This is a genomic window from Caballeronia sp. AZ7_KS35, from assembly GCF_023631045.1.
GTDB classification, from domain to species: Bacteria; Pseudomonadota; Gammaproteobacteria; order Burkholderiales; family Burkholderiaceae; genus Caballeronia; species Caballeronia zhejiangensis.
Map to the genome: position 1 here is coordinate 77,245 of NZ_JALQDV010000030.1, position 24,817 is coordinate 102,061.

Here is a 24,817-nt window from a genome sequence, read left to right on the forward strand (position 1 = left end):
CAGAATTGAACCTAGTCGACATGCGCGGATCAATGAGAAAGCAGGCTGCGCGCCGCTTGGCGCGCAGCCTGTGTCAGCTTTTGTCCAACCAACGCGGAAGGCAGCGATGATTCAAACATTCGAACAAGTGATCGGCGGGCAAACGATGCAGTTTTGCGCCAGCATCGCGGAGGGCGGCGGGCCGCTGCGCGTCATCATCAGCCGTGCGGATTCGGCGGAATCGCTCGTGATCGTCGAAGCGGACGGCATCATCGGCGCGATCAAGGCCGAAGTGGAAGCGCCCGATACGCTCGTCGCCGATGCCGTTCGCAAGGCGCAGCAGGAAGCGCTCATCGAGCGTGCGCTGGAAACCGGCGCGGTGCAGACCACTAGCCTGTAACGCTCTTCGTCCACGAGCATCAGTAAGAATGCCCGCGCCGCTTTCAAGGCCGCGCGGGCATTGCTTTATGCGCGCGATGGCCGCCCGGCGTTCTACATGCGCGGTTCGCCGTTTTTCGGATCGGCGGGCACCATCGGCGTCGCGGAATCCGGGCCGTCAGGCATGTCCGGATCTTCGGGGTTCGGCGCGGCGTCGGGATCGAGCAGCTTGTCCGGGTCCGGTTCGAGCGGCTCCTCGGGGGAGCGGGGCATTGTCGACATGGTGTTGTCCTCAAAAGATTCGCGGCTTTACCTGGGCGTTGCAACGGCCGTTCCCGACGTCCGTCTCTAAGTAACACGTTCTTCGGCGTTCGCGCTCGCCGGATTGTTCACATGACGCGCGATCAACGCGGCGCACAACAGAAGCGCGACGGAGATCGCCGCCGACCAGCGCACCGCATCGACGATCTGGTGCGCGCTCGCCGCGCCGTCGCCATGAGCCGCGAGCGCGCCGAACGCCGCGACGCCGATCGCGCCCGCCGCCTGCCGCGCCGTGTTGAGCACCGCCGACGCCGTGCCCGCACGCGGCTGGCCGACGGTGCCGAGCAGCGCGGTCGTCATCGCCGGGACCGCGAGTCCCATCCCCGATGGAATCAGCAGGAACGGCACGAGCAGCGCGGCCGTGGGCGTCGTCGCATCGACGAAGGCGAGCGCGGCGAAACCGGCGGCGTCGAGCAGCGCGCCGAAGATCATCGGGCCGCGCGAGCCGAAGCGCGCGACGACAGGGCCGCTCGCCAGGTTCGAGATCAGGAATCCGCCCGTCAGCGGCAGGAACGCGAGGCCGGTCTGCAAGGGCGTGTGACCGAGCACGCGCTGCAAATACAGGCTCAGCACGAAGACCATTCCATAGTAGGTGAGATTCACGCCGATACCGAAGGCCACGGCCGCGCTGAACGTGCGCTCGGCGAAGAGCGACAGCGGCAGCATCGGCGTGCGGCTTTCGCGCTCGATCGCGATGAACGCGCCGCCCGCCGCCAGCGCGAGCAGCAAAGCGCCGATGACGAGCGGATGCATCGGTCCGAGCGGGCGCAGTTCGATCACCGCGCCGACGAACGAGGCGAGCGCGACGATCGCCAGCGCCTGGCCGGGCAGGTCGATGCCGCGCGCATGACCGGCATCTTTGGGTCGCGCGTTTTCTATCCACGCGAGCGTCGCGACGATGCCCGCCGCGCAGATCGGCAGATTGACCCAGAAAATGCTGCGCCAGCCGAACGCCGCGATCAGCACGCCGCCGACGATCGGCCCCGCCGCGATCGACACCGCGCCCGCCGCCGTCCACAAGCCGACGGCTCGCGCGCGCAGACGCCGGTCGTGGCCGCACGCCGCGTTCAGCAGCGCGAGCGAGTTCGGCAGCATCGCCGCCGCGCCGACGCCCTGCAAGGCGCGCGCGGCGATGAGTTGCGTCGCGTCGCCGGAAAAGGCGCACGCGAGCGACGCCAGCGCGAAAAGCGCAAGTCCGCCGACGAACATGCGCCGCGCGCCGAAGCGGTCGCCGAGCGAACCGGCCGAGAGCATGAGCGCGGCGAAGGCGAGCGCGTAGCTGTCGATGGTCCATTGCAGGCTCGCGACGCTCGCACCCAGATCGTGGCCGATGCGCGCGAGCGCGACATTCACGATCGAGACATCGAGTTGCGAGACGACGAAGCCGACGCTGGTCGCGGTCACGGTGAGCGTCTGCCGTGCGGACAGACGCGTTTCGGATGAAGAAAGATTCGAGTTCATGCCGGCCATCGTAGGCGCGCGGCGCGGCCGATGTTTCGGCGTGGGCCGAAACGTGAAAGCGCAATGAAAAATGGCGCACCGCGTGAACGGTGCGCCACTTCGCGTGTGGAACGCTAACGCCGGATCAGCGCGCCTGCTTGATGAACAACGTCGTCAGCGCGCCGACCGCGCACAGTGCGCCGACGTAGATCGCGGGCGCCATCGGGCTCGATTTCATCATCAGCGAGACGACGATCGGCGTGAGTCCGCCGAACACCGCATACGCGACGTTGTACGAAAACGAGATGCCGGAGAAACGCACGGCCGCGGGGAACGACTTGACCATCACGAACGGAATCGCGCCGATCACGCCGACGAAAAAGCCCGCGAGCGCGTACCACGGCAAAAGCGCGGAGGCATCGGCCGCGACCTGCTGGAACATCATCCAGTACGTGACGGCGAGCGCCACGCCGCCGACGAAGATCGTCTTGCCCGCGCCGATGCGGCCCGCGATCGCGCCCGCCAGCACGCAGCCGATCGTGAGACACAGCGTCGCCGCGCAGTTCGCGACGAGCACCGTCGCCGGCGCGATGTGGAACTGCTTCTGCAGCAGCGTCGGCGTCATCAGGATCACGACGACGATCGCGGCGGAAAGCATCCACGTCAGCAGCATCGACACGATGACGGCGCGGCCGTGATCGCGCAGCACGGCCTTGAGCGGAAGTTCCGCGGCGAGCGACTTGCGCTTCTGCAACTCGGCGAACACCGGCGTTTCATGCAGCCAGCGACGCAGATACACCGAGCACAGACCGAAGATGCCGCCGAGCAGGAACGGCAGGCGCCACGCGAAATCGGCGACTTCGGCCGGCGCGAACGCCTTGTTGATGCCCGTGGCGATCAGCGAGCCGAGCAGAATGCCCGCCGTCAGGCCGGCCGTGAGCGTGCCGCACGCATAGCCGATATGACGCCCCGGCACATGCTCCGACACGAACACCCACGCGCCCGGCACTTCGCCGCCGACCGCCGCGCCCTGCATCACGCGGAACACGAGCAGCAGGACGGGCGCCATCAGGCCGATCGACGCGTACGTGGGCAGGAGGCCCATCAGGAGCGTCGGCACGGACATCAGCAGCACGGAAAGCGTGAACATGCGCTTGCGTCCGAGCAGATCGCCGAAGTGCGCCATGATGATCCCGCCGAGCGGGCGCGCGAGATAACCCGCCGCGAAGATGCCGAAAGTCTGCAATTGACGCAGCCAGTCAGGAATCGACGGCGGAAAGAACAATTGGCCGATGACCGGCGCGAAGAACACGAAGATGATGAAGTCGTAGAACTCGAGCGCGCCGCCGAGCGCGGCGAGCGTGAGCGTCTTGTAATCGCCGCGCGTGAGCGCACGGCCGGCCGCGCGCGGGGCGTCGGACAGAGGTGTTGCCTGCATCGGAAAAGAACCCGTAAGTGGAAAAGCCACGCATGACGCGCGGTAGAACGAGGCTTTGCCCTGCGGGAGTGACTAAACGCGCCGGGTGGACGCGAAGCGAAGGCCCGGGCGCGGAACGCGAACGATCCGGGCCGGAAGCCAGCGGGCGCGGATTCGAAAGCCGCTGCCCGTCATCCGCGCTGCGCGATGCGACGGACAGTCGCGGCGCAGCTTGCTACGCGACGTCTCGGTAAAACGGCGGAAGCGGGAACTTTTGAGCCAAACACGGCATGTTACAGGATGAAAGCGCTCGCAAAAGCGAAAACCCGTTCTAATTTCGAGATGGTTGCGCGCATCAGACGCCGCCCGTTCCGGGCGCTAGGCAGTCACATGCGTTGACAATTCGGATGAGTCCGATGGGAAAGGGTCGCATCGCTGCCCAGAATTCGCAGCTTGTAAATCCCCGTCTCATCCCGCGACGAGACGCCCGGCGGGCGCCGCAAAACGGCCTCCGCTTCATGTCCCTTGGACTCATCAGGTAAGACACTATGCGCGTCGCCGTTTTGCAAACCGACCCCAGTTATCGAAATCTCATCAGCGATGTCGTCAAACGACTCGGCCACACTTGCGTGACTTTCGGCGATGGCCTCGTGCTGTCGAAGGCGCTGTCCCGCTCCACGGTCGATCTGCTGATTCTCGACTGGAATTCCACGGGCCTCTGCGGCCTCGATCTGCTGAAATCCGTGCGCTCGAGCTTCGGCGAACGCGTGCCGGTCATGTTCGCGACGCCGGACGGCGCCGAACACAACGTTGTCTGCGCGCTCACCGCCGGCGCGGACGATTTCGTCGTGTATCCGATCCGCCCGGGCGAGTTCGGCGCGCGCGTCGAAGCGCTCTTGCGCCGCGCGTATCCCGCGACGTCGAGCGCATGCCTCGAAGTCGGGCCGTATCGTTTCGACGCACGCCAGCAAACCGTCACCGTGCGCGGCAAGCCGGTGCAGTTGAGCGGCACGCAATTCCGTCTCGCGCAGCTTTTCTTCTCGAACATCGGCCGCGTGCTGTCGCGCGATCATATTTTCGCGATGGTCTGGGGACGCGAGTTCCGCGAAACGACCCGCACGATCGACAGCCACGTTTCGCGCCTGCGTCTCGCGCTGGAAATCGAGCCGGTCAACAACTTCCGCCTGCAGCCGGTGTACAAGAGCGGTTACCGTCTGCTACATCTCTACGATGAAGGCGCGGATTCGGATGGCGGTCTCACCGATCCCGCGCCTGCGCAGATCGCGGCCTGAAGCCCATCAAAAAGCAAATGCCGCCGGTTGACAAACCGGCGGCATTTTTCATTTCGCGCGCGTCTTAAAGCGCCGGCAATGCGGGGCGCGTCTCGATGCTCCGGCGAATCAGCGTTTCGACTTCCTTGCGCTCATCGCCGGCGAGCGGCAGGCGCGGCGGACGCACCGGCTCCGTGCCCAGACCGACGATCGCCTCGGCGAGCTTGATGTTCTGCACGAGCTTGTGCGACACGTCGAGCGCGAGCAGCGGCGCGAACCAGCGATAGATCGCGCGCGCTTCCTCGACACGCCCCGCGCGAATCAGCTTGCTGATCGCGACCGTTTCGCGCGGGAACGCGCACACGAGACCCGCGACCCAGCCGTGCGCGCCCATCAGCATCGCTTCCATCGCGAGATTGTCGACGCCGCAAAAAATCGCATAGCGGTCGCCTGTTTCGTTGATGAGATCGGTGATGCGGCGCACGTCGCCGCTCGATTCCTTGATCGCCGCGAACTTCTTGTCTTCGGCAAGTTCGGCGAACATCTTCGGCGTGACATCGACGCCATAAGCGAGCGGATTGTTGTAGACCATCAGCGGCAGCGGACTGGCATCGGCGACCGTGCGGAAATGATTGAGCGTCTCGCGCCGGTCCGACAGATAACGCAAACCCGGCAGCACCATATAGCCCGCCGCACCGTGGCGCGCGGCGCGCTCGGCCTGGCGGCAGCCGTCGAGCGTGCTGTTCTCGGCGATCGTCAGGAGCACCGGCACGCGGCCGCGTGCGGCGTCCACGGCGATGTCGAGCACGTCGAGCTTTTCGTCCAGCGATAACGTCGATGCTTCGCCGAGCGAGCCGCACACGATGATGCCGTCCACGCCCGCTTCGATCTGCGCGTCGATGTTCTTCGCGGTCCACGCACGGTCTATGCTGAAATCGGCGTTGAACTTGGTGGTCACGGCGGGCATCACGCCTTCCCAGATATGCGTCACGGCGGCTCTCCGAAATTGATTGGACGGTACGCAGTGTAAGCACCGAAAAATCAGGCGTCTTGCGTGATTCGCGCGCGCCGCGTGCCGATTTCGGCATAGCCGTTTCGCACCGCGAAAAGCCCCACCGGACGATCTTCGATTATGCCGATTTCGTCATCCAAACCGTCCAGCCGCGTCAAGACGCCCGGCGTACGCGTTTCTACGATAGCGGCATGAAAACCATCGACATCATCGACTCGCATACGGGCGGCGAACCGACGCGCCTCGTGATCGCGGGCGGCCCCGATCTGGGCAACGGCACACTCGTGCAACGGCTCGACGCGTTTCGCACGCGCTTCGATGACTGGCGCCGCGCCATCGTCACGGAGCCACGCGGCTCGGACGTGATGGTCGGCGCGTTGCTCTGCGAACCGGACGATCCCGCTGCCGCGGCGGGCGTCATCTTCTTCAACAACGTCGGCTATCTCGGCATGTGCGGGCACGGCACGATCGGGCTCGTCGCGTCGCTCGCCCATGCGGGCAGGATCGCGCCGGGGCGGCATCGGATCGATACGCCCGTCGGGCCCGTCGATGCGACGCTGCACGAGAACGGCAGCGTCAGCGTGCGCAACGTGCCGGCGTATCGGCATCGGCGGGCGGTATCGGTCGATGTGCCCGGCCACGGCACGCTCACCGGCGACGTCGCGTGGGGCGGCAACTGGTTCTTTCTCGTCGCGGATCACGGTCGCGAACTGGTGCCCGCGCGCATCGCCGAGCTGACCGCGTTCACCGAGGCGATCCGCGATGCCTTGCATGCGCAGGGCATCACCGGCGCGGACGGCGCGTTCATCGACCATATCGAACTGTTCGCGAATTCGCCCGTCGCCGGCGTCGACAGCCGCAATTTCGTGCTGTGTCCGGGCAGCGCCTACGACCGTTCGCCGTGCGGCACCGGAACGAGCGCCAAGCTCGCGTGCCTCGCGGCGGACGACGCGCTCGCGCCGGGCGACATCTGGCGCCAGGAGAGCATCATCGGCAGCGTGTTCGAGGGCAGTTACGCGCTCGACGGCGACGCGCTGATCCCGACGATCACCGGTTACGCGCACGTCATGTGCGAAGGACGGCTCGTGTTCGACGCGCGCGATCCGTTCATCAAAGGCATATGACGGCGGACGTGATCGTCGTCGGCGGCGGGATTGTCGGGGCGGCGTGCGCAGCCGAGCTTGCCGCGCGCGGCATGACGGTCGATGTGCTCGACGCGGGCGGCATCGGCGGCGGCGCGACGGCGGCGGGCATGGGCCATATCGTCGTGATGAACGATTCGCCCGCCGAATTCGCGCTGGCGCGGGCTTCGCGCGAACTGTGGCTCGCGCTCGGCCCGCAACTGCGCGAGCGCGATGCGTTCTCGCGCTGCGGCACGCTCTGGATCGCCGAAGACGACGAGGAACTCGACGCCGCGCGCGCGATGCGCGACGCATTCGCCGCGGCGGGCGTGCGCGCGCATATGGTCGACCGCGCCGCGCTGCGCGAATCCGAGCCGTCGGTGAGCCACGCGATGCAAGGCGGCCTGCTCATCGACGACGACGCGATCGTCTACGCGCCCGCCGCCGCGCAATGGCTGCTGGCGAGCTCGACGCGCATTCGCGTATCGACCGGCTGCGCGGTGCATTCCGTCGATGCCGCCGGCGCGCACGCGCGCGTCACGCTCGCGAATGGTGAACGACGAACGGCTGCGCACGTGGTCATCGCCAACGGGCTCGCCGCGCCGGATCTGATCGCGGGCCTGCCGCTCGAAGCGAAGAAGGGGCATCTGCTCATCACCGATCGTTATCCGGGCACGGTTCGTCATCAGGTGCTGGAGCTCGGCTATATCAAGAGCGCGCATCACGCGCGCGGCACGTCGGTCGCGTTCAATGCGCAGCCGCGTCCGACCGGGCAAGTGCTGATCGGGTCGTCGCGTCAATTCGGCACGCTCGATCCCGCCGTCGAAATGAACGTGCTCACGATGATGCTCGCGCGCGCGACGCGCTATCTGCCGGGAATCGGCGGGCTCGATGCGATTCGGGCGTGGACCGGTTTTCGCGCCGCCACGCCCGACGGCTTGCCGCTGATCGGACCGGCGCGTTTCCCCGGCGACCGGCTGTGGCTCGCGGCGGGTCACGAAGGGCTCGGCGTGACGACGTCGCTCGGCACCGCGAAACTCCTCGTCGCGCAGATGCTCGGCGAGCCGCTTGCATTCGATATGCCCGACATGAACGCTTTCTGCCCGCAACGATTCGCGCCGGAGCACGCCGATGGCTGAGCGCGTGCGCGTCATCATCGACGGCGAATCGCTCGACGTGCCCGCGTTCGCGACCGTCGCGGCCGCGATCGCGATGCGGGGCATTCGTGGCACGCGGCGCTCTGTCACCGGCGAGCCGCGCGCCGCGCTGTGCGGCATGGGCGTGTGTCACGAATGCCGCGTGACGGTCGATGGCCGCGCGCATGTGCTCGGCTGTCAGACGCTTTGCCGCGACGGCCTGTCGATCGAGACGACGCGATGAACATCGAACGAGTGGACATCGCGATCGTCGGCGCGGGACCGGCGGGCTTGAGCGCGGCGCGAATGGCGGCGCGAGCGGGCGGGCGCGTCGCGCTCATCGACGACAATCCGCGCGCTGGCGGCCAGATCTGGCGGCAAGGTCCGACGCAAGCGCCCGCCGCGCCATTGCGCCAATGGCTCGACGAAACGCGCTCGCACGCGAAGCTGATCGTGATGAACTCGACGAAGGTCGCGGCAGCGCCCGGCGACAAACGGCTGCTGCTCGAACGCGACGGCGCGCCGCTCGTGCTCGCGTATTCGAAGCTCATCCTCGCGACCGGCGCGCGCGAGCGGCTGCTTCCTTTCGACGGCTGGACCTTGCCCGGCGTGACCGGTGCAGGCGGCTTGCAGGCGCTCGTCAAAGGCGGCATGCCGGTGCCTGGCGAGCGCATCGTCGTGGCGGGCAGCGGGCCGCTGTTGCTCGCCGCCGCCGATACCGCGCGTCGTCACGGTGCGCGCGTCGTCGCGGTCGTCGAACAGGCGCCGTTCGCGCGGGTCGCACGATTCGTCGCGTCGCTGGCGCTGACGCCGGGAAAGCTGGCGCAGGCCGTCGCGCTCGGCGTCGCGTGTTACCGGACGGGCAGCGTCGTCGTGAAGGCGCATGGAAGCGCGCGCGTGGAGGCGGTCACGATCCGCACGCGCGGGCGCGATGAAACGCTCGAAGCGGATCGCATCGCGTGCGGTTTCGGACTCGTGCCGAACACGACGCTCGCGCTCGCACTCGGCTGCTTGACGGATGAACGCGACGGCGCGATCCACGTCGACGGCGCCCAGCGAACCTCTCAGCGAGACGTATTCGCGGCGGGCGAATGCGCGGGCATCGGCGGGATGGAACTCGCGCGCGTCGAAGGCGCGATCGCGGCGCAGGCGGCGCTCGGCGTCGCCATCGATGCGCGTTTGGTGCGCGAACGCGATCGCTGGCGTGCCTTCGCGCGACGCGTCGCACGTACGTTCGAACTCGGCGCCGACGCCCGCGCGATGCCATCGCCGGATACGTTGCTGTGCCGCTGCGAGGATGTTTCAATCGGCGAAGTCGCCGCGCACGCGAGCTGGCGCGATGCCAAATTGCAGACGCGTTGCGGCATGGGGCCGTGTCAGGGGCGCATCTGCGGCGAGGCGGCGTCGGTCCTGTTCGGATGGCCGCGTGCGGTGGCGCGTCCGCCGTTCGCGCCGGTTTGCATCGACACGCTGATCGCTGCGGGCGAACTGACCGAAACGCGTCATTTCTAGTGGGGCCAGCGCCAATTTTGTCCGCGTATTGGCGCTCCTATAATCGGTCGCCAGAATCCACCGAGCGCAACCGACACCCGCACGCATGACGATCGCACCACCTCCGGCATCGACGCTCGCCGACATGCTCGCGCATTTCGCGCTGCTCGCGCCGGTCTTCGACGCGATGCCCGACATCGTGTTCTTCGTGAAGGATCGCGAGGCGCGCTATGCGATGGTCAATCGCACGCTCGCGCGCCGCTGCGGTCACAAGGACGACAAATCCGCGCTGCTCGGCAAGACCGCCGAGGACGTATTCCCGCGTCGCTTCGGGCGCATCTACACGGCGCAGGATCAGGCGATCATCGCGCAGGGACATCAGCTGATCGATCAGCTCGAACTGCATCTGTATCCGGGGCGCGAGCCCGGCTGGTGCATGACGTGCAAGCAGCCGCTGCACGATACGCAGGGACATATCGTCGGGCTCGCGGGCATTTCGCGGGATCTGCAAGCGGCCGAAGGCACGCATCCCGCGTACAGCCGGCTCGCGGCGGTCGTGCAGCACATTCAGGAAAATTACGTGCAGCCGCTCAACATGCGGCAGCTCGCGCAGATGGCGAACATGTCCATCGCGCAACTGGAGCGCTACTTTCACAAGGTCTTTCATCTGACGCCGCGCCAGGTGCTGTTGAAAACGCGGCTCGACGCGGCCACTGCGCTCCTCGTCTCGCAGGAGAAAGTCACCGATGTCGCCGCGCTGTGCGGGTACACCGATCACAGCGCCTTCACGCGCCAGTTCAAGGCGACGGTCGGCCTCACGCCGAGCGAATATCGCGCGCTGCTGCAGGCGGGCACGTCGAGCGCCTCGCGCCCCGATTCCATCCGCGAGACAAACGTCTGATGGGAAAACAGGGCACGGCCGATGCCGGAATTACACGATCGTGCGCGTGTGACGAGCGTTTGGGCGAGGCGGATCGGCCGGGAGGCCCGCGCGACGCGGCGCTTGCGGCGAAAGATGCAAACCGGTCCGGTTTTTGCTCTTTTAGGCACGCTGCAACCGGGCGATTTTTCGCGTCGGCGCAGTCACAAACCGCGAGGCGTTCCGCACCGGCGTACGCGCGGCATAAAAAACGGTGCGTTCGGAATTCCCGCCGCGTTCTCGTGTCAATCAGTGCGCGCTACCGCGCGCGCGGCGGAAAGAGCTGGAGACCGACGCGAGAATTCCGTTTTTGGCAGTAGAAAAGAACATCATGAACGAAGTGGCAAGACTGGGGCATATGCGGATCGTCCTCATCGAAGACGATCCCGAGAGCAGAGCGTCGCTGCAGACGTTGCTGGAAGAAGAGGGTGCCGAAGTCATCGCCGTAGCCGACGCCGAAGACGGCGCGCAAGCGGCGATCGAGCATCTTCCGGATGCGGTGATCTGCGATCTCGACCTTCCCGAGATGGACGGTTTCTACCTCGTCCAACGTTTGCGGGATCACGAAATACGCGGAAATCTGCCGCCGTCCGTGGCGATCGCGCTGACGGGGCACGGCGGCGAGGAATACCGATTACGCAGCATCGGCGAAGGCTTTCAGCATTTCATGACGAAGCCGGTGCATCCCGACGAACTCGTCACGCTGATCCAGGACGCGGCTCGGGCCCGTGTGGTGATGTGATGTGAGTCGCGCGGGCCGCCATCGACGGCGGCCCGGAACGCCTAGGACCGGTCGCGGTTGCGCGCCCGCGTCGCGCCCGTGATGACGGCGATGCCCAGCATGATGACGGCCACGATCATGATCGTGTGCTGCGAGACGTGCATCGCCACGAGCGCCCACGACACGCCGCCAATGAAAATCAGCCAGCCTACGAGATAAATGATCAGCGTCATCGACTTCTCCTTTTTCGTTGTGTGTTAGAAATCGTTGCGCGGCCTTCATCGAAGGGCCGTATGCTTTCGACGCCCGGCCGCGCATCAGTTCGCTGGATGCAAGTGGCGTACCGCGAGCGGCATCGTCGAATATGAAGAAGAGTCCAGGCATGCTGACCGTTCATCATCTCAACAATTCCCGCTCGCAGCGCGTGCTGTGGATGCTCGAAGAACTCGGCGTCGAATACGAGCTGAAGCGCTATCAGCGCGACCCGCGCACGATGCTCGCGCCTGCCGAGTTGCGCGCGGTGCATCCGCTCGGCAAATCGCCCGTCGTGACCGTCGATGGCCTCACGCTCGCCGAGTCGGGCGCGGTCATCGAATATCTCGTCGAACGGTACGGCGAAGGCCGTTTCGCGCCGCCGCCCGGCACGACGCCCGAACGCGTGCGCTACAACTACTGGATGCATTACGCCGAAGGCTCCGCGATGCCGCCGCTCCTGCTCAAGCTCGTCGCGCGGCGGCTGGAGAGCGCGAAAATGCCGTTCTTCGCTAAGCCGATCGCAAGGCGCATCGCGCAGACGATGCAGAGCAGTTTCATCGATCCGCAACTGCGTCTGCATTTCGGCTATATCGATGCCGAACTGGCAAAGTCGCCGTGGTTCGCCGGCGATTCGTTCACCGCCGCCGACGTTCAAATGAGCTTTCCCCTCGAAGCCGGCAGCGCCCGCGCGGGCGCGAAGTCGATGCCGCATATCCGCGCCTTTCTCGAACGCATTCACGCGCGTCCGGCATATCAGCGCGCGCTCGAAAAAGGCGGCCGATACGATTACGCAAGCTAGCCATCCGGCCTATTGCGGGAACGGTAAGCGCGTTGCGTACAATGACTCGGACGCAATCACTCAGCCCAAAGGCGACGCATGGCCCGAATCGTTCCCGACGACTGGAAGAACCTCGAAGCGACCGGCGCGGCGGCGCGCGAACTCGAAACGCTCGCGCGCCTCGAAAAGCTGCCCGACGACTACACGGTCTATCACGGCGTGCACTGGACTCGCGTCAACGAAGGATTTTCGGTCTTCGGCGAAGCGGATTTCGTAGTCGTCGCGCCGTCCGGCCGCGTGCTGATGATCGAGCAGAAGGCCGGTTTTCTGCGCGAGACGGGGCAAGGTCTCGTCAAGGTCTATTTGCAGAAAGAGCGCAACGTCGCCATTCAGCTCGCGCGCACGCTGGAGAACCTGCATCGGCGGTTCACGGCGGCGTTCGGCGCGGGCACGTACCGGATCGAGGAACTGCTTTACTGCCCCGATTACACCGTCAAGAACACGGCCATCGCGGGCGTGTCGCCGGCGCGCATCGTCGATGCGAGCCGCAAGTCGCAGCTTGCGCGCGTCGTGCTCGAAATCCTGCCGCCGGACGAGCCGCGCTTCGAATCGGCGGCGCGCATCCATCATTTTCTCGCCGACGAACTTTCGCTCACGCCCGATACCAACGCGCTCGTCGGTGCGGCGAACACGCTCGTCACGCGTCTGTCGGGCGGGCTCGCGACGTGGGCGCGGCGGCTCGAATTCGAACCGTTCCGTCTTCGCGTGATCGCGACCGCGGGCGCGGGCAAGACGCAACTCGCCGTGCGCGTGATGCGCGACGCGCTCGCGCAGGGCAAGAGCGTGCTCTACGTGTGCTTCAACCGGCCGCTCGCCGACCATATCCGTGCGATCGCACCGAAAGAGGCGAAGATCGCGAATTACCATCAGTTGAGCGCGGCCGTCGCGCGCGATGCGGGCAGTCCGCCCGACTTCAGTCAGCCGAATGTCTTCGCGACGCTCGAAGATCGCTTCGCCGCCGTGCCCGTGCCCGAGCAATGGAAGACCGATGTGCTCATCGTCGATGAAGGCCAGGATTTTCAGGCGGCGTGGGTCGAGGCGCTCGAACGTCTGCTGAATCCTGAAGGCGCGTGGTGGTGGCTCGAAGATCCGATGCAGAACCTGTATTTGCGCGAGCCGGTGCCGCTGCCGGGCTGGACGATCCTGCGCGAAACGACGAACTATCGCAGCCCGCGCGATCTGCTCGGTTTCATCCGCAAGGTCGTCGGGCCAGATGTGCGGCTCGATGCGGGCAGTCCCTTCGACGGCTCCGACGTGAGCGTTTCGACCTACGCCGACGGGCATCCCGAGGAAATCATCGAGGCGACCAAGCGCGCGATCACCCACGCGTTGTCGCTCGGCTTTCGCAAGCAGGACATCGCGGTGCTGTCGTTCCGGGGCCGCGAGGGTTCGGCGCTCACTGCCGTCGATCACCTCGGCCCGCATCGGCTGCGCGCCTTCACCGGAACGTACGATCTGTTCGGCAACCCGGAGTATCGCGAGGGAGACGTACTGCTCGAATCGATCTATCGCTTCAAGGGGCAATCGGCGCCCTGCGTGATTCTCACCGAAGTCGATTTCGACGCGCTCGACGAGCAGGCCGCGCGCAAGATCTTCGTCGGCGCGACGCGGGCGACGATGAAGCTGATCGTCGTCGCGTCCGAGCGCGCGGCCCGGGCGATCGAAGCCTTGCAATAGCGGATGGCCGTCATCCGCACCGAATCCCCGTTGCGCGCACACGCCGCGCGACCCTGGTTTCGCCGGCTCTGGTATGCGGCGCTGATCGCGCTCGCGGTCGCGCCGCCGATCGGCGCGGTCGGCTACATGCTGTATTCGGGTCTGGTCGCGCGCGAGACGCATCGGCTCGTTCTGCCTTACGACGTGTACTGGGACGCGGCGCAGTTTCAGATCGCGTACGCGCGCTTCGAAAATCACGTTCTGCTGTATCGCAATGGCATCGACGAGGACGCGGGGGGCGTGCGCGCGAGCTATCGGCTGCTGCGGGCGCGGCTCAGGCAGGTGTCGGAATCGGCGGGTGTGTCGGACGATCATCAGGCGCTGCTGAACCGGCAGCGCGAGATTCTGCGTCAGTTGCAAACGGCGCTCGATTCCATTCAAGGCGATATCGACGGATTGCAGAGCGAGCACCAGCGCACCCTGCGTGTGATCGGCGTATTGCGGCAGAACGCGCCCGTCGTCGCGGAACTGGCGGGCGGGCGTCGGCTGATGGATGTCGCGGAGCGCGAGGCGATCGTGCGCGATTTCGAGGCGAAGCGCCGCTATCTGATTTACGGCGGCGTGCTGCTCGGCCTGCTCTCGGCGGCGGCGACGATCCTGCTGCTCTTGAACGGCTATCGGCGCACGCGCCTTATCGAACAGCAGCGCGCGGCGCTGGCGGCGGAGCATCAGGCGACGCGCGCGGCGCGCGAGGCGGGCGTCGCGAAAGACACGTTCCTCGGCATGATCAGCCACGAGCTGCGCACGCCGCTGCATGCGATCGTCTCGTCGGTCGAATTGCTCGGGCTGAACGCGCGCGGCGACGCCGACCGCAAGATCATGCAGCGTCTGGAAGCGGGCGCGCGTCATCTCGAAGCGCAGATGCGCGATCTGACCGATTACGCGCGTCTCGGCGCGGGCAAGCTCGAACTGCGCATGGCCGTTTTCGATCCGGTCGAATTGCTCGAATCCATCGTCGATGCGAACACACCCGCCGCGAGCGCGAAGGGCCTGGCGTTGCGCGGCGATTATGCGGGCGAGCGCGGCCCGATCGAATCCGATCCGCATCGGGTGCGGCAGATCGTGACGAATCTCGTGACCAACGCGATCAAGTACACCGAAGCGGGTTCCATCGACGTGCATTTCGCGCGCACGGAGAAGCGCCTCGACATCTCCGTGATCGATACGGGGCCGGGCATTTCCCGCGAGCAGTTGCCGCTCATCTTCCAGGAATTCACGCAGCTCGATTCATCGAGCACGCGGCGTTTCGACGGCGCGGGAATGGGCCTCGCGGTCGTGCGCGGGCTGGTCGAGCTGCTTGGCGGGAAGATCGAGGTTTCGAGCGAAGTCGGGCAGGGCGCGGCGTTTCGCGTGAGCCTGCCGGCGGTCGCGGCGCGTCATGTGCCCCGGCGTGAGCCGGAAGCCGATGCGCCCGAGTTGCGCAAGTCGCGCGTGCTCGTGATCGACGACCACGAGTCGATCCGCGATTCTCTGATCGAAATGCTCACGCATCTCGGCTATTACGCGGTCGCGCTGCCGGATGTCGACAGCGCGCTCGCGTGGCTGCGCGCGAACGACGCCGACGTGATCCTCGCGGACCTGCATATGCCGGGCAAGGACGGCTATTCGTTCGCGAACGAGTATCGTGCGCGCAGTGCGCCCGGCGCGAGCGTGCCGATCATCGCGGTGAGCGCGTACGCGCCCGAACTGGTGGATCCGAGCGCGGCCGTGCTGTTCTTCGACTATCTGCTGAAGCCGGTGCGCTACGAGGTGCTGAAGGGCGCGGTGCATCGCGCGGTGACGGTGCGCCGGCGCGTCAGCTAATTGCGCATCAGCCGCTTGGAGAGATCGGCGACGAGAATGCCGAGCCTCGCGGGCTTCTCGAAACACGTCGCGTTGTAGTCGCGGATGACCTGGCTGATTTCCGATTCGCTCGCCTTGCCCGTGGTGAGCTCGCCCGTCAGCACGAAAACCGGCGCGTCCGGATTGTCCGACTCGCGCACCGCGCGGATCGCATCCGCCGACGTATGCACGCCGAACAGCCAGTCGATCACGACGGCATCGAACACTTGCGTCTGCAGCGCTTCGAGGAACGCGTCGAGGCCGTAGAAGGCCATCGCCGCGAATCCGGTGGCTTCGAGATAGTCGTGCAGATTGTCGGCCGAGGCGTGATCGTCGTCGACCACGGCGATGATGGGTTTGTCGGTATCCGGCCGGCGCGGCTGGATTTCGATCTTGTGGACGTCGCTGGCTTCGTGCAGCAGCACGCCTTCGTGCTTGGTGACGATCCAGCGATTGTTGAGTTTCTGCGCGATGAAATCCGGACGGCTGCCCGCATCGAGCGCGTTGCCGACCCACGCCATGCAGGGAATTTCCACCGAACCGAGCTTGAGCACGGCGTCGTGCGCGGTGCCTTCGGTTTCGTCGGGGCGCGTGTTGATCGAATCGAAGAGCTTGAGCGCGGGTTCGTCGAAGGCATCGGCGACGCGGCGAATCTGCGCGAGCGTCCACGGACTGTTCCCGCGCAGCTTCCGGTGGCCCTGCGAAAAGCTCAGGTCGAGAATGCGGCACAGCTCCGCTGTCTGCTGACGCTTTCCGATGCCGTGACGGCCCATGAGTTCGCGCACGCGTTCAGCGACGGCGAGGGATTCCGATGAAGACGTTTCAGTGACCATACAGCCAGTCGGATGCGTGAGAGTGGGACCGCGAGGGGCGTGAATCGGCGCGGGCCGGGCAGCCCATGCGCGGCCGATCCGACATTGTAAATGGCGCAGGTCCGCGCGCTCAAAATTGTCTCGATGGAACTCATTGATTCTAGTGATGAAACATTCCGCTACGCGAGCGCCGATGCCAGCTCGCGCGTCGGCTTCGACATGGCGGGAATCTCGTCGAGCAAGGTCGAAAGCTGGCTTTCGGCATCGCGTCCGCTGAATTCGCGCAAGGTCGCGAGAAACGTCCGCCACGGCGCGGGCCAGCGGGTTTCGCGCACGCAGCGGCCATTCGCGTCGGTGATCCGCAGCAGCGTGGTGTCGGGGAAGTAGGTCAGCGTGACGGGCATTCCGTCCAGTACGCAGGTAGCGGTGCAGGCTTTCGGTGTGAACATGCTTTTCCAGGTTGATTCGGTGTCGGGATCGACGGCTGGTGCATATAGCAACGGCCGTGCCTGGCACCACGATCCGGTGCGAATACGCACGCTCATCAAATCAAACAGGGTGAAAGTTCGCGAACATTGAACGGAGTATTGTCGATTTTCACGACAATTGGCGGCTTTACGCGGGATACACTGCGAGCATCATCGAATGGAGGTTGCCGTGCTCGTTGCTGCTTTCGTCATTTGCCCGCTCGGCGTGGCCGCGCTTTTCGGATTCGCGCTTTTTGCCGATAAGCATTTCAAGGATTCGGTCGCCATGCCGCGCGGCCACGTTTCCGGGATGGAAAGGCCCGAGCGCCGGCAAACGCACTGAGGGGCGAGGGAATCGAGATTTCTACACGCCCAACGAGATATTTTGATTTTCGATGGATTTTTGGCGTTTGACTCGAGAAATCTTAACTTTCCGAGTCTGCCGCCCTGCTTGCGAACGCACCGTGCACCACTTCCTCGATTCGGTCGAGTACGGGGCGAGGAAGGTGCTGATACTGCTTCCTGCGATGCGCCGACAGGACCCCCTTGTTCGACTGAACCATCCGAATGAGCGCTGAAAGATCCTTTCGCGGCAAGTCGAACTCGTCGTTCAGTTGCGCAAAAGCGGCGTCGTAGCCCTGAAGCCACGCGATCTCGCGCGGAATTTCCTCGCGCACGGCCTCCTTGATCATCGCGTGCAAAAACGCGACTTCACGATCGGCGTTGAAGAACCGGTACGCGCGGCTCGAAGGCGCACTCAGTACGAGCGGCTCCGTATCGACGCGACGGTAATTCCATAGTCGCGTGACCGGGCGCGAGAACGCCGTCAGCACGGCGTGGTAAGCCGGAATGTTTCGCTCCATCACAGCCGACACCGGAATCACGGTATCCGCGCCTAGCACGCCCGAGCGCGCAAGCACGTGCTGGATGAGAAATCGATGCAGCCGGCCGTTGCCATCGAAGAACGGATGCAGATAAACGAAGCCGAAGGCCGCGCAGGCGGCCTTCACGAGCACATCGGGGCACCGTTTCCGATCGTTGACGAAGGCTTCCCAATCGGTCATCACGCGTCGAAGATCGTCAACCGGCGCGGGAAAGAAGTCGATCCGGCCCGCAGCGTCCTCCAGCCAGTTTTGTCTCGTCCGATACGACGCTTCCTGGCTATACACGTCCCGCACGATCACGTTTTGCAACTGCACCAGCCATTCTTCGTCGATCTTCGCAGGCTCGCCCGCGCGCTTCAGAAGCTGCACAAAACGCTCTTGCTTGTCGGAGCTGGGGGTTTCGGATTCGATCGCGTAGCTGCCGCGCGTCTCCGATAAATACAGAAAAGCGAGCGCGCGCTTGTACAGATCGGGGTCCTGCATCGCGTCGAGCGCGCTTTGCGCTTCCTGAAGCAGGTCTCTCAAGGGCGGATCGTCCGGAATCGCGGCGCGGTGCACGACCGGACAAAACCACGGCGTGCCCGGCGCGTTATTGCGCACGCGGTAGCGAGGCGAATTCACGGGCTGCGGCGCCGTGTAATAGACATCGGGCGCAAAGAGGTCGACGTAACCGCCGCGGACGCTCACGCCCGCATCCAGTGCCTTGCCGGTCAGCCATTCCCACAGGAAACAGGCGCGGCGAATCTGCTCGCCGGAAGGCGTCGCGCGCAGACGGGCGATGAGTTCTTCCGGCTCGATATGCTCGAACGCGGCATCGATAATCTCGAGATTCACGCCTTCGTGGCGTAGCGCGAACTCCAGATGACCGACGGGCGTATCGTCGAACGCCACGCTGTTTGGAAACAGGATATGGCTCTCGCTGTCGACGCGCCGGTTTACCGACGAACTGGCGTACGCCAGCCTCCGCGGCGGCGTTACGCGCAGTTCGCCGATGGCGATGAGTCGGGAATAACCGATCGGTGTCATCGAGATTTCTTAACGTTTATCGAGAAATTATAACTTTAGGCGCGTTTCCGCGATTCGTATCGAGAAATCTTAACCCCCGCCCGCTTCGACTCCGCCACCGATCCGCTTTTGCTATCGAACGATCGCCCTTTCGAATTGTTGCGCTATTGCCGCCGGACTATAGTGCCTCTCACGGCATGACCATCCAAAGCAACGAACAACGAAAGGAGACACATCCATGAACCGTATCGACCTGGCGAACCGCGTCGTGATCGTCACGGGCGGCGCGCGTGGCATCGGCCTCGCTGTGGCGGAACGCGCGCTGCAGTCCGGCGCCGAGGTATCGCTCTGGGATGTCGACGGCGAGCGCCTCGCCCGCACGAGCGCCGAGCTCGCGGCAAAGTACAGGGAGCGCAAAGTCAGCGACGCGGTCGTCGAACTGACCGAAGAATCCTCCGTCGATGCAGCCGTGAACAAGGCGCTGGCGGCGCACGGCAAGATCGACGTGCTCGTCAACAACGCGGGCATCACCGGTGGCAACGGCACGACCTGGGAACTCGCGCCCGACGTATGGCGGCGCGTGATCGATGTCAATCTGATCGGGCCGTACCTGACGTGCCGCGCCGTCGTGCCTCACATGCTGAAGTCGGGCTACGGGCGCATCGTCAATGTCGCGTCGATCGCGGGCAAGGAGGGCAATCCGAACGCGTCGCACTACAGCGCGTCGAAGGCCGGGTTGATCGGGCTCACGAAATCGCTCGGCAAGGAACTCGCGGGCAAGAACATCCTCGTGAACGCCGTCACGCCCGCCGCTGCCAAGACCGAAATCTTCGATTCGATGTCGCAGCAGCACATCGACTACATGCTCTCCAAAATTCCGATGAACCGCTTCCTGATGCCGGAAGAAGCTGCGTCGCTGATTCTGTGGCTCGCGTCCGAGGACTGCGCGTTCAGCACCGGCGCGGTGTTCGATCTGTCGGGCGGACGCGCGACGTACTGAAACGCATCATCGGGAGACTCACATGAACCATTCCGCACAGGCGGAAGGCGCGGTCACGTCGCGTGTCATGCGCCGGCTGCTGCCGTTTCTGCTGCTCATGTACGTGCTCGCGTTTCTGGACCGCGCGAATATCGGCTTTGCTCAAAAGGCGCTGCAGCAGGACACCGGCCTCACGAACGCCGCGTTCGCCTTCGGCGCGGGCGTGTTTTTCGTCGGCTATGCGATTTTCGAAGTGCCGAGCAATCTGCTGTTGCATCGCGTTGGCGCAAAGCTGTGGATGTGCCGGATCATGGTGACGTGGGGCCTCGTCTCCGCGGCGATGGCCTTCGCGCATAACGCCACGACGTTCTATACCCTGCGCTTCCTGCTCGGCGTGGCGGAGGCGGGCTTCTTTCCCGGCATCGTCTATTACCTCACGCGCTGGTTTCCGCAATCGTCGCGCGCGCGTGCGCTCGGCGTGTTCTATTTCGGCGCGCCGCTCGCGTTCATCTTCGGCGCGCCGCTGTCCGGTCTGCTGCTCGATCTGCACGGCGCGTTCGGCCTGAAAGGGTGGCAATGGCTCTTTCTGGTCGAAGGACTGCTCGCGTCGATCGTCGGCGTGTGGGCGTTCTGGTATCTCGACGACGATCCCGCGAAAGCCCGCTGGCTTACGCCCGATCAGCGCGCGCTGCTCGCCAGCCGCCTCGACGACGATGCGCGCGCGGCGTCGTCGCACGGACCGCGCAGTGTGCTCGCGTCGCTCGTCGATCCGCGCGTGCTCGTGCTCTGTTGCGTGTACTTCCTGATTCAGGCGGCGGTGTACGGCGTCGTGTTCTATCTGCCGCAACAGGTGTCGGCGCTGCTCGGCACGAAAGTCGGATTTCGCGTGGGACTGGTGACGGCGCTGCCGTGGATGGCCGCCGTGATCGTGACGTGGATCGTGCCGCGCTACGCCGATCGCACCGGCCGGCATCGCGTGTGCGCGGTCGCGCTGCTCGCGATGTCGGGCGTCGCGATCGCCGTGTCGGGCATCGCGGGATCGCCGGTCGTGTCGCTGATCGCGCTGTGCTGCGCGGCGAGCGGCTTCATCGCCGCGCAACCGCTCTTCTGGACCTTTCCGACGCGTTATCTCACGGGCGCGGCCGCCGCGGCGGGCATCGCGCTCATCAATTCGCTGGGCGGACTCGGCGGCTTCTTTGCGCCGATGGCCCGCACCGCCGCCGAAGCCGCGTTCCATTCGGCGAGCGCGGGGCTGATGGTGCTGGCGGGCGCGAGCGTGCTCGCGGCGCTTGTCATCGTCGTGCTGGTGCGCGTGCCCGAACGTCATTCGATTACGCGCGGCGAAACCGCCAGCGCATCCTGAACAGAAAGAACCGAGAAGGAGACGAACACATGTCCATGCCGACGATCAAGCAAGTACGCGCTTTCACCGTTCGCGGCGGCGGCGCCGATTACCACGATCAGGGCGCCGATCACTGGATCGACGATCACATCGCCACGCCGATGGCCCGCTATCCCGAATATCGCGCGAGCCGCCAGTCGTTCGGGCTGAACGTGCTCGGCTCGCTCGTCGTCGAGATCGAAGCGAGCGACGGCACCGTCGGCTTCGCGGTGACGACGGGCGGCGAGATCGGCGCGTTCATCGTCGAGAAGCATCTGGCGCGCTTTCTCGAAGGCCAGCGCGTGACCGACATCGAAAAGATGTGGGATCAGATGTACAACGCGACGCTTTATTACGGGCGCAAGGGCATCGTGCTCAACGCGATTTCGGGCGTCGATCTTGCGCTGTGGGATTTGCTCGCGAAGGTGCGCCGTGAGCCGGTGTTCCATCTGCTCGGCGGACCGGTGCGCGACGAGCTGCAGTTCTATGCGACCGGCGCGCGTCCGGATCTCGCGAAGGAGATGGGTTTCATCGGCGGCAAGATGCCCTTGCAGCACGGCCCGGCGGAAGGCGAGGAAGGGCTGCACAAGAACATTGCGAAGCTCGCGGACATGCGCGCGAAAGTCGGCGACGATTTCTGGCTGATGTTCGATTGCTGGATGAGCCTCGATCTCAACTACGCGAAGCGCCTCGCGAACGCGGCGCGCGAGCACGGCCTGAAGTGGATCGAAGAAGCGCTGCCGCCCGACGACTACTGGGGCTATGCCGAACTGCGCCGTTCCGTGCCGGGCGGCATGATGGTGACGACCGGCGAGCACGAAGCGACGCGCTGGGGCTTTCGCATGCTGTTCGAAATGGGTTGCGCGGATCTCGTGCAGCCGGATGTCGGCTGGTGCGGCGGCATCACGGAGCTCATCAAGATTTCGGCGCTCGCGGACGCGCACAACGTGCTCGTCGTGCCGCACGGTTCGTCGGTGTACAGCTATCACTTCGTCGTGACGCGTCATAACTCGCCGTTCGCCGAGTTTCTGATGATGGCGCCCAAGGCCGATCAGGTCGTGCCGATGTTTACGCCCTTGCTGCTCGACGAACCCGTGCCGGTCAACGGCCGCATGAAGGTGCCGGAGACGCCGGGCTTCGGCGTGCGGCTGAATCCGGAATGCGCGTTGACGCGGCCTTACACACACTGAGGGGCATCGCATGTTGCTGGAGAACAAGGTCGTCGTAGTGACGGGCGGCTCGCGCGGCATCGGCCGTGCGATCGCGCTCGCGAGCGCGCGCGAAGGCGCGGACGTCGCGATTAACTACTGGCGCGACAACGACACGTCTTACGGGAAGGCGTCGGCGGTGGAATCGATCGTCGGCGAGATCGAGGCGCTCGGGCGGCGCGCGATCGCGGTCGAAGGCAACGTCGCCGAGCGCGAAACCGGCATCGAACTGATCCGGCGCACGGTGGAAGCGTTCGGGCGCGTCGATGTGCTGTCGAGCAACGCGGGCATCTGTCCGTTTCACGCGTTCCTCGACATGCCGGCTTCTGTCTATGAAACCACGGTCGCCGTGAATCTGAACGGCGCGTTCTACGTCACGCAGGCCGCCGCGAACCAGATGAAAGCGCAGGGCACGGGCGGTGCGATCGTCGCGACGAGTTCGATCAGCGCGCTCGTCGGCGGCGGCATGCAGACGCATTACACGCCGACCAAGGCGGGCGTGCATTCGCTGATGCAATCCTGCGCGATCGCGTTGGGACCGTACGGCATCCGCTGCAATTCGGTGATGCCCGGCACGATCGCGACGGACCTCAACGCCGACGATCTCTCGAACGAGGACAAGCGCGCCTACATGGAAAAACGCATCCCGCTCGGACGTCTCGGCGCACCGGACGATGTCGCGCAGTGCGTCGTGTTTCTGGCTTCGGATCGGGCGCGCTATGTGACGGGCGCGTCCTTGCTCGTCGATGGCGGGCTGTTCGTGAACCTTCAGTGACGCGACGACGCCGAGTACTTGCGCAACAACGCGATGAAGTACTCGGCCGGTTCGCTCAAGGTTTCGAACTTGCGCCGCAACAAGCCGAATCCGGACAGGCTCTTGCCGATCTCGATCGGCAGTTCGATCAGCAATTGCGCGCGCAGATAGTCGCGCACGACTGATTCCGGCAGCATCGCGACGGCTTCGCTGTTTTGCAGCAGTTGCAGCGTCGCGAAGATCGACGCGCATTCGACGATATCGGCGGGCGTCGTCAGCCCGGCGCGCGCGAGTTCGTCTTCGAAGAGGCCGCGCGCGGGACTCGTGATCGGTTGCAGAATCCAGGGCCAGCCGACGAGCGTTTGCAGCTCGAGCGAAGCCTTGTCCGCCAACGGATGCCCCGCGCGCACGACAAGCCGCATCGCTTCGCGCGCGAGCGGCTCGAAGTCGAAATCGTTGTGCTGCAACGGCGTGGTGAGGCGTCCGAGCGCGAGGTCGACTTCGCGGCGATGCAGCAATTGCACGACCTGATCGCTCGTCTCGCCGAGAATGCGCACGTTCAGTAGCGGACGTTCGGATTTCAATTCGGTGACGGCCATCGCCAGCACGTCGGGCGCTGCGCCCATGATCGCGCCGACCGTCAGTTGACCGTGACCGCCGCGGCGCTTGGCGTCGAGATCGTCGGCGAAGCGCGTCAGGTCCGCGAGCGAGCGGCGCGCGTAAGCGAGCGCGGCGGTGCCGAGCGGCGTCGGCTGCATGCCGCGTGCATTGCGCTCGAAGAGCAGAAAGCCGAATGCTTCCTCGATGTCGGCGAGCATACGGCTCGCGCTCGGCTGCGCGACGTTGATCGCGTCGGCGGCCTGATGCAGATTGCGCGCGTCGTCGAGCGCGACGAGAAGGGCGAGATGCTTGAACTTCAGCCGATTGACGAGCGCGATCGGTGAAAGGCTGGACGACACACTTTGGGACACGTTCTGGTTCATTCGACAGTCCGCTCGAAACCGCGCGATGATACGGCGCAGCGATACGTTTTTGCGATCGGCCAATCCTGCAATCGGATTGTCGTGTTATCGGTCGGCGAATTATAGTCGCAGCACGACAAGTCCCGAACACAGGGATTCACCAAACATAAAAAGGCGGTCCGCCATGGAGACAGTGGCATTTCGCATGACCCTCAAGCCGGGCATGCGCGAGGAATACGAGAAGCGTCATCGCGAGATATGGCCGGAACTGGCCGATGCGTTGCGCGCCGCCGGAATCCGCGATTACCGGATCTTTCTGGACGACTCGAACGGGCATCTCTTCGCCATTTATCAGCGCACCGACACGCACACGACCGATGTGTTGCCGACGCTGCCCATCATGCGCAAGTGGTGGAACCTCATGGCCGAGTTGATGGACACGCACGCGGACAATTCGCCCGTGACGACGCCGCTCGTGCCGGTCTTTCATCTTCCCTGAAACGTTCGCCTCTTTCGCGAGGAACGCCAT

General features: G+C 65.1%; 26 protein-coding genes. 17 read left to right on the forward strand and 9 right to left on the reverse strand.

All coding sequences use genetic code 11. From position 1 onward, the window contains the following. Positions 1 to 106: 106 nt before the first annotated feature. Positions 107 to 379 carry a hypothetical protein gene (locus NCT05_RS18650; protein ID WP_008353575.1) on the forward strand — a complete coding sequence of 91 codons (273 nt, stop codon included), beginning with the start codon at positions 107 to 109 and terminating at the stop codon, positions 377 to 379. A gap of 92 nt (positions 380 to 471) precedes the next feature. On the opposite strand, the gene NCT05_RS18655 is transcribed toward NCT05_RS18650, so the two are convergent. The 3 genes from NCT05_RS18655 to NCT05_RS18665 form a co-directional block, all read right to left on the reverse strand. Continuing rightward, positions 472 to 639: a hypothetical protein gene (locus tag NCT05_RS18655; RefSeq protein ID WP_008353574.1), complete on the reverse strand. Its 168-nt coding sequence runs from the start codon at positions 637 to 639 to the stop codon at positions 472 to 474. A 66-nt stretch (positions 640 to 705) separates the two neighbouring features. Further along, positions 706 to 2,148, reverse strand: a complete 1,443-nt coding sequence (locus NCT05_RS18660) for an MFS transporter (protein ID WP_250502915.1) — start codon at positions 2,146 to 2,148, stop codon at positions 706 to 708. Positions 2,149 to 2,263: 115 nt separating this feature from the next. Continuing rightward, positions 2,264 to 3,556 (reverse strand): MFS transporter, encoded by a 1,293-nt coding sequence (locus NCT05_RS18665; RefSeq protein WP_033536124.1) that lies wholly within the window; start codon positions 3,554 to 3,556, stop codon positions 2,264 to 2,266. 527 nt (positions 3,557 to 4,083) lie between these two features. Between NCT05_RS18665 and NCT05_RS18670 the strand changes: the two genes are divergently transcribed. Next, complete coding sequence (locus NCT05_RS18670; protein WP_008353569.1) at positions 4,084 to 4,827, forward strand: response regulator transcription factor; 744 nt, start codon at positions 4,084 to 4,086, stop codon at positions 4,825 to 4,827. A 64-nt stretch (positions 4,828 to 4,891) separates the two neighbouring features. Here NCT05_RS18670 and NCT05_RS18675 read toward each other — a convergent pair whose 3' ends face one another. Further along, positions 4,892 to 5,797 carry a dihydrodipicolinate synthase family protein gene (locus NCT05_RS18675; protein WP_250502916.1) on the reverse strand — a complete coding sequence of 302 codons (906 nt, stop codon included), beginning with the start codon at positions 5,795 to 5,797 and terminating at the stop codon, positions 4,892 to 4,894. 212 nt (positions 5,798 to 6,009) lie between these two features. Between NCT05_RS18675 and NCT05_RS18680 the strand changes: the two genes are divergently transcribed. From NCT05_RS18680 to NCT05_RS18705, 6 genes are all read left to right on the forward strand, one after another. After that, positions 6,010 to 6,942 (forward strand): 4-hydroxyproline epimerase, encoded by a 933-nt coding sequence (locus tag NCT05_RS18680; RefSeq protein WP_034471826.1) that lies wholly within the window; start codon positions 6,010 to 6,012, stop codon positions 6,940 to 6,942. Next, entirely contained in the window at positions 6,939 to 8,078 is a 1,140-nt protein-coding gene (locus NCT05_RS18685) for an NAD(P)/FAD-dependent oxidoreductase (protein WP_250502917.1), read from the forward strand. The genes NCT05_RS18680 and NCT05_RS18685 overlap by 4 nt, the downstream gene beginning before the upstream one ends. Continuing rightward, on the forward strand, positions 8,071 to 8,319 hold the full coding sequence (locus NCT05_RS18690) for a 2Fe-2S iron-sulfur cluster-binding protein (protein ID WP_008353563.1): 249 nt from the start codon (positions 8,071 to 8,073) through the stop codon (positions 8,317 to 8,319). The genes NCT05_RS18685 and NCT05_RS18690 overlap by 8 nt, the downstream gene beginning before the upstream one ends. Further along, a complete protein-coding gene (locus NCT05_RS18695) occupies positions 8,316 to 9,587 on the forward strand; it encodes an NAD(P)/FAD-dependent oxidoreductase (protein ID WP_250502918.1) in 1,272 nt (423 codons plus the stop codon). Before NCT05_RS18690 ends, NCT05_RS18695 begins: the two co-directional genes overlap by 4 nt. A gap of 85 nt (positions 9,588 to 9,672) precedes the next feature. Next, positions 9,673 to 10,467, forward strand: a complete 795-nt coding sequence (locus tag NCT05_RS18700) for an AraC family transcriptional regulator (protein WP_008353561.1) — start codon at positions 9,673 to 9,675, stop codon at positions 10,465 to 10,467. A 349-nt stretch (positions 10,468 to 10,816) separates the two neighbouring features. Further along, entirely contained in the window at positions 10,817 to 11,227 is a 411-nt protein-coding gene (locus tag NCT05_RS18705; RefSeq protein WP_051079069.1) for a response regulator, read from the forward strand. Between the two features lie 41 nt (positions 11,228 to 11,268). On the opposite strand, the gene NCT05_RS18710 is transcribed toward NCT05_RS18705, so the two are convergent. Then, positions 11,269 to 11,439: a hypothetical protein gene (locus NCT05_RS18710; RefSeq protein ID WP_008353559.1), complete on the reverse strand. Its 171-nt coding sequence runs from the start codon at positions 11,437 to 11,439 to the stop codon at positions 11,269 to 11,271. A gap of 149 nt (positions 11,440 to 11,588) precedes the next feature. Here NCT05_RS18710 and NCT05_RS18715 point away from each other — a divergent pair, with 149 nt between their 5' ends. The 3 genes from NCT05_RS18715 to NCT05_RS18725 all read left to right on the forward strand — a co-directional run bounded on the left by NCT05_RS18715 (position 11,589) and on the right by NCT05_RS18725 (position 15,818). Continuing rightward, positions 11,589 to 12,260 carry a glutathione S-transferase gene (locus NCT05_RS18715; RefSeq protein ID WP_250440545.1) on the forward strand — a complete coding sequence of 224 codons (672 nt, stop codon included), beginning with the start codon at positions 11,589 to 11,591 and terminating at the stop codon, positions 12,258 to 12,260. Between the two features lie 78 nt (positions 12,261 to 12,338). Next, on the forward strand, positions 12,339 to 13,976 hold the full coding sequence (locus tag NCT05_RS18720; RefSeq protein WP_008353556.1) for an ATP-binding domain-containing protein: 1,638 nt from the start codon (positions 12,339 to 12,341) through the stop codon (positions 13,974 to 13,976). 3 nt (positions 13,977 to 13,979) lie between these two features. Beyond that, complete coding sequence (locus NCT05_RS18725; protein ID WP_008353554.1) at positions 13,980 to 15,818, forward strand: ATP-binding response regulator; 1,839 nt, start codon at positions 13,980 to 13,982, stop codon at positions 15,816 to 15,818. Here the strand turns inward: NCT05_RS18725 and NCT05_RS18730 are convergent. Beyond that, entirely contained in the window at positions 15,815 to 16,669 is an 855-nt protein-coding gene (locus tag NCT05_RS18730) for a helix-turn-helix domain-containing protein (protein WP_008353552.1), read from the reverse strand. The genes NCT05_RS18725 and NCT05_RS18730 overlap by 4 nt on opposite strands. 158 nt (positions 16,670 to 16,827) lie before the next feature. Then, entirely contained in the window at positions 16,828 to 17,097 is a 270-nt protein-coding gene (locus NCT05_RS18735) for a hypothetical protein (protein WP_250502919.1), read from the reverse strand. Between the two features lie 196 nt (positions 17,098 to 17,293). Here NCT05_RS18735 and NCT05_RS18740 point away from each other — a divergent pair, with 196 nt between their 5' ends. Further along, the gene (locus tag NCT05_RS18740; RefSeq protein WP_160172889.1) at positions 17,294 to 17,458 is read left to right on the forward strand and encodes a hypothetical protein; all 165 of its coding nucleotides are present in this window, start codon (positions 17,294 to 17,296) and stop codon (positions 17,456 to 17,458) included. An 82-nt stretch (positions 17,459 to 17,540) separates the two neighbouring features. Here the strand turns inward: NCT05_RS18740 and NCT05_RS18745 are convergent, their stop codons facing one another. Further along, positions 17,541 to 19,025 (reverse strand): Fic family protein, encoded by a 1,485-nt coding sequence (locus NCT05_RS18745; RefSeq protein WP_250502920.1) that lies wholly within the window; start codon positions 19,023 to 19,025, stop codon positions 17,541 to 17,543. Positions 19,026 to 19,242: 217 nt separating this feature from the next. Here NCT05_RS18745 and NCT05_RS18750 point away from each other — a divergent pair, with 217 nt between their 5' ends. From NCT05_RS18750 to lra1, 4 genes are read left to right on the forward strand one after another with little or no spacing between them, the layout of a single operon-like run. Further along, positions 19,243 to 20,004 (forward strand): SDR family oxidoreductase, encoded by a 762-nt coding sequence (locus NCT05_RS18750; protein WP_250435683.1) that lies wholly within the window; start codon positions 19,243 to 19,245, stop codon positions 20,002 to 20,004. Positions 20,005 to 20,026: 22 nt separating this feature from the next. Next, complete coding sequence (locus tag NCT05_RS18755; protein WP_008353546.1) at positions 20,027 to 21,346, forward strand: MFS transporter; 1,320 nt, start codon at positions 20,027 to 20,029, stop codon at positions 21,344 to 21,346. A 29-nt stretch (positions 21,347 to 21,375) separates the two neighbouring features. After that, positions 21,376 to 22,554, forward strand: a complete 1,179-nt coding sequence (gene rhmD, locus NCT05_RS18760; RefSeq protein ID WP_008353545.1) for an L-rhamnonate dehydratase — start codon at positions 21,376 to 21,378, stop codon at positions 22,552 to 22,554. 10 nt (positions 22,555 to 22,564) lie between these two features. After that, positions 22,565 to 23,347: an L-rhamnose 1-dehydrogenase Lra1 gene (gene lra1 / locus NCT05_RS18765; protein ID WP_008353544.1), complete on the forward strand. Its 783-nt coding sequence runs from the start codon at positions 22,565 to 22,567 to the stop codon at positions 23,345 to 23,347. Here the strand turns inward: lra1 and NCT05_RS18770 are convergent. Further along, positions 23,341 to 24,309, reverse strand: a complete 969-nt coding sequence (locus tag NCT05_RS18770) for a LysR family transcriptional regulator (protein ID WP_008353543.1) — start codon at positions 24,307 to 24,309, stop codon at positions 23,341 to 23,343. The two genes, lra1 and NCT05_RS18770, sit on opposite strands and share 7 nt — an antisense overlap. 163 nt (positions 24,310 to 24,472) lie before the next feature. Here NCT05_RS18770 and rhaM point away from each other — a divergent pair, with 163 nt between their 5' ends. Then, positions 24,473 to 24,787, forward strand: coding sequence for an L-rhamnose mutarotase (gene rhaM / locus NCT05_RS18775; RefSeq protein WP_250502921.1), 315 nt, complete (start codon positions 24,473 to 24,475; stop codon positions 24,785 to 24,787). Positions 24,788 to 24,817 lie beyond the last annotated feature (30 nt).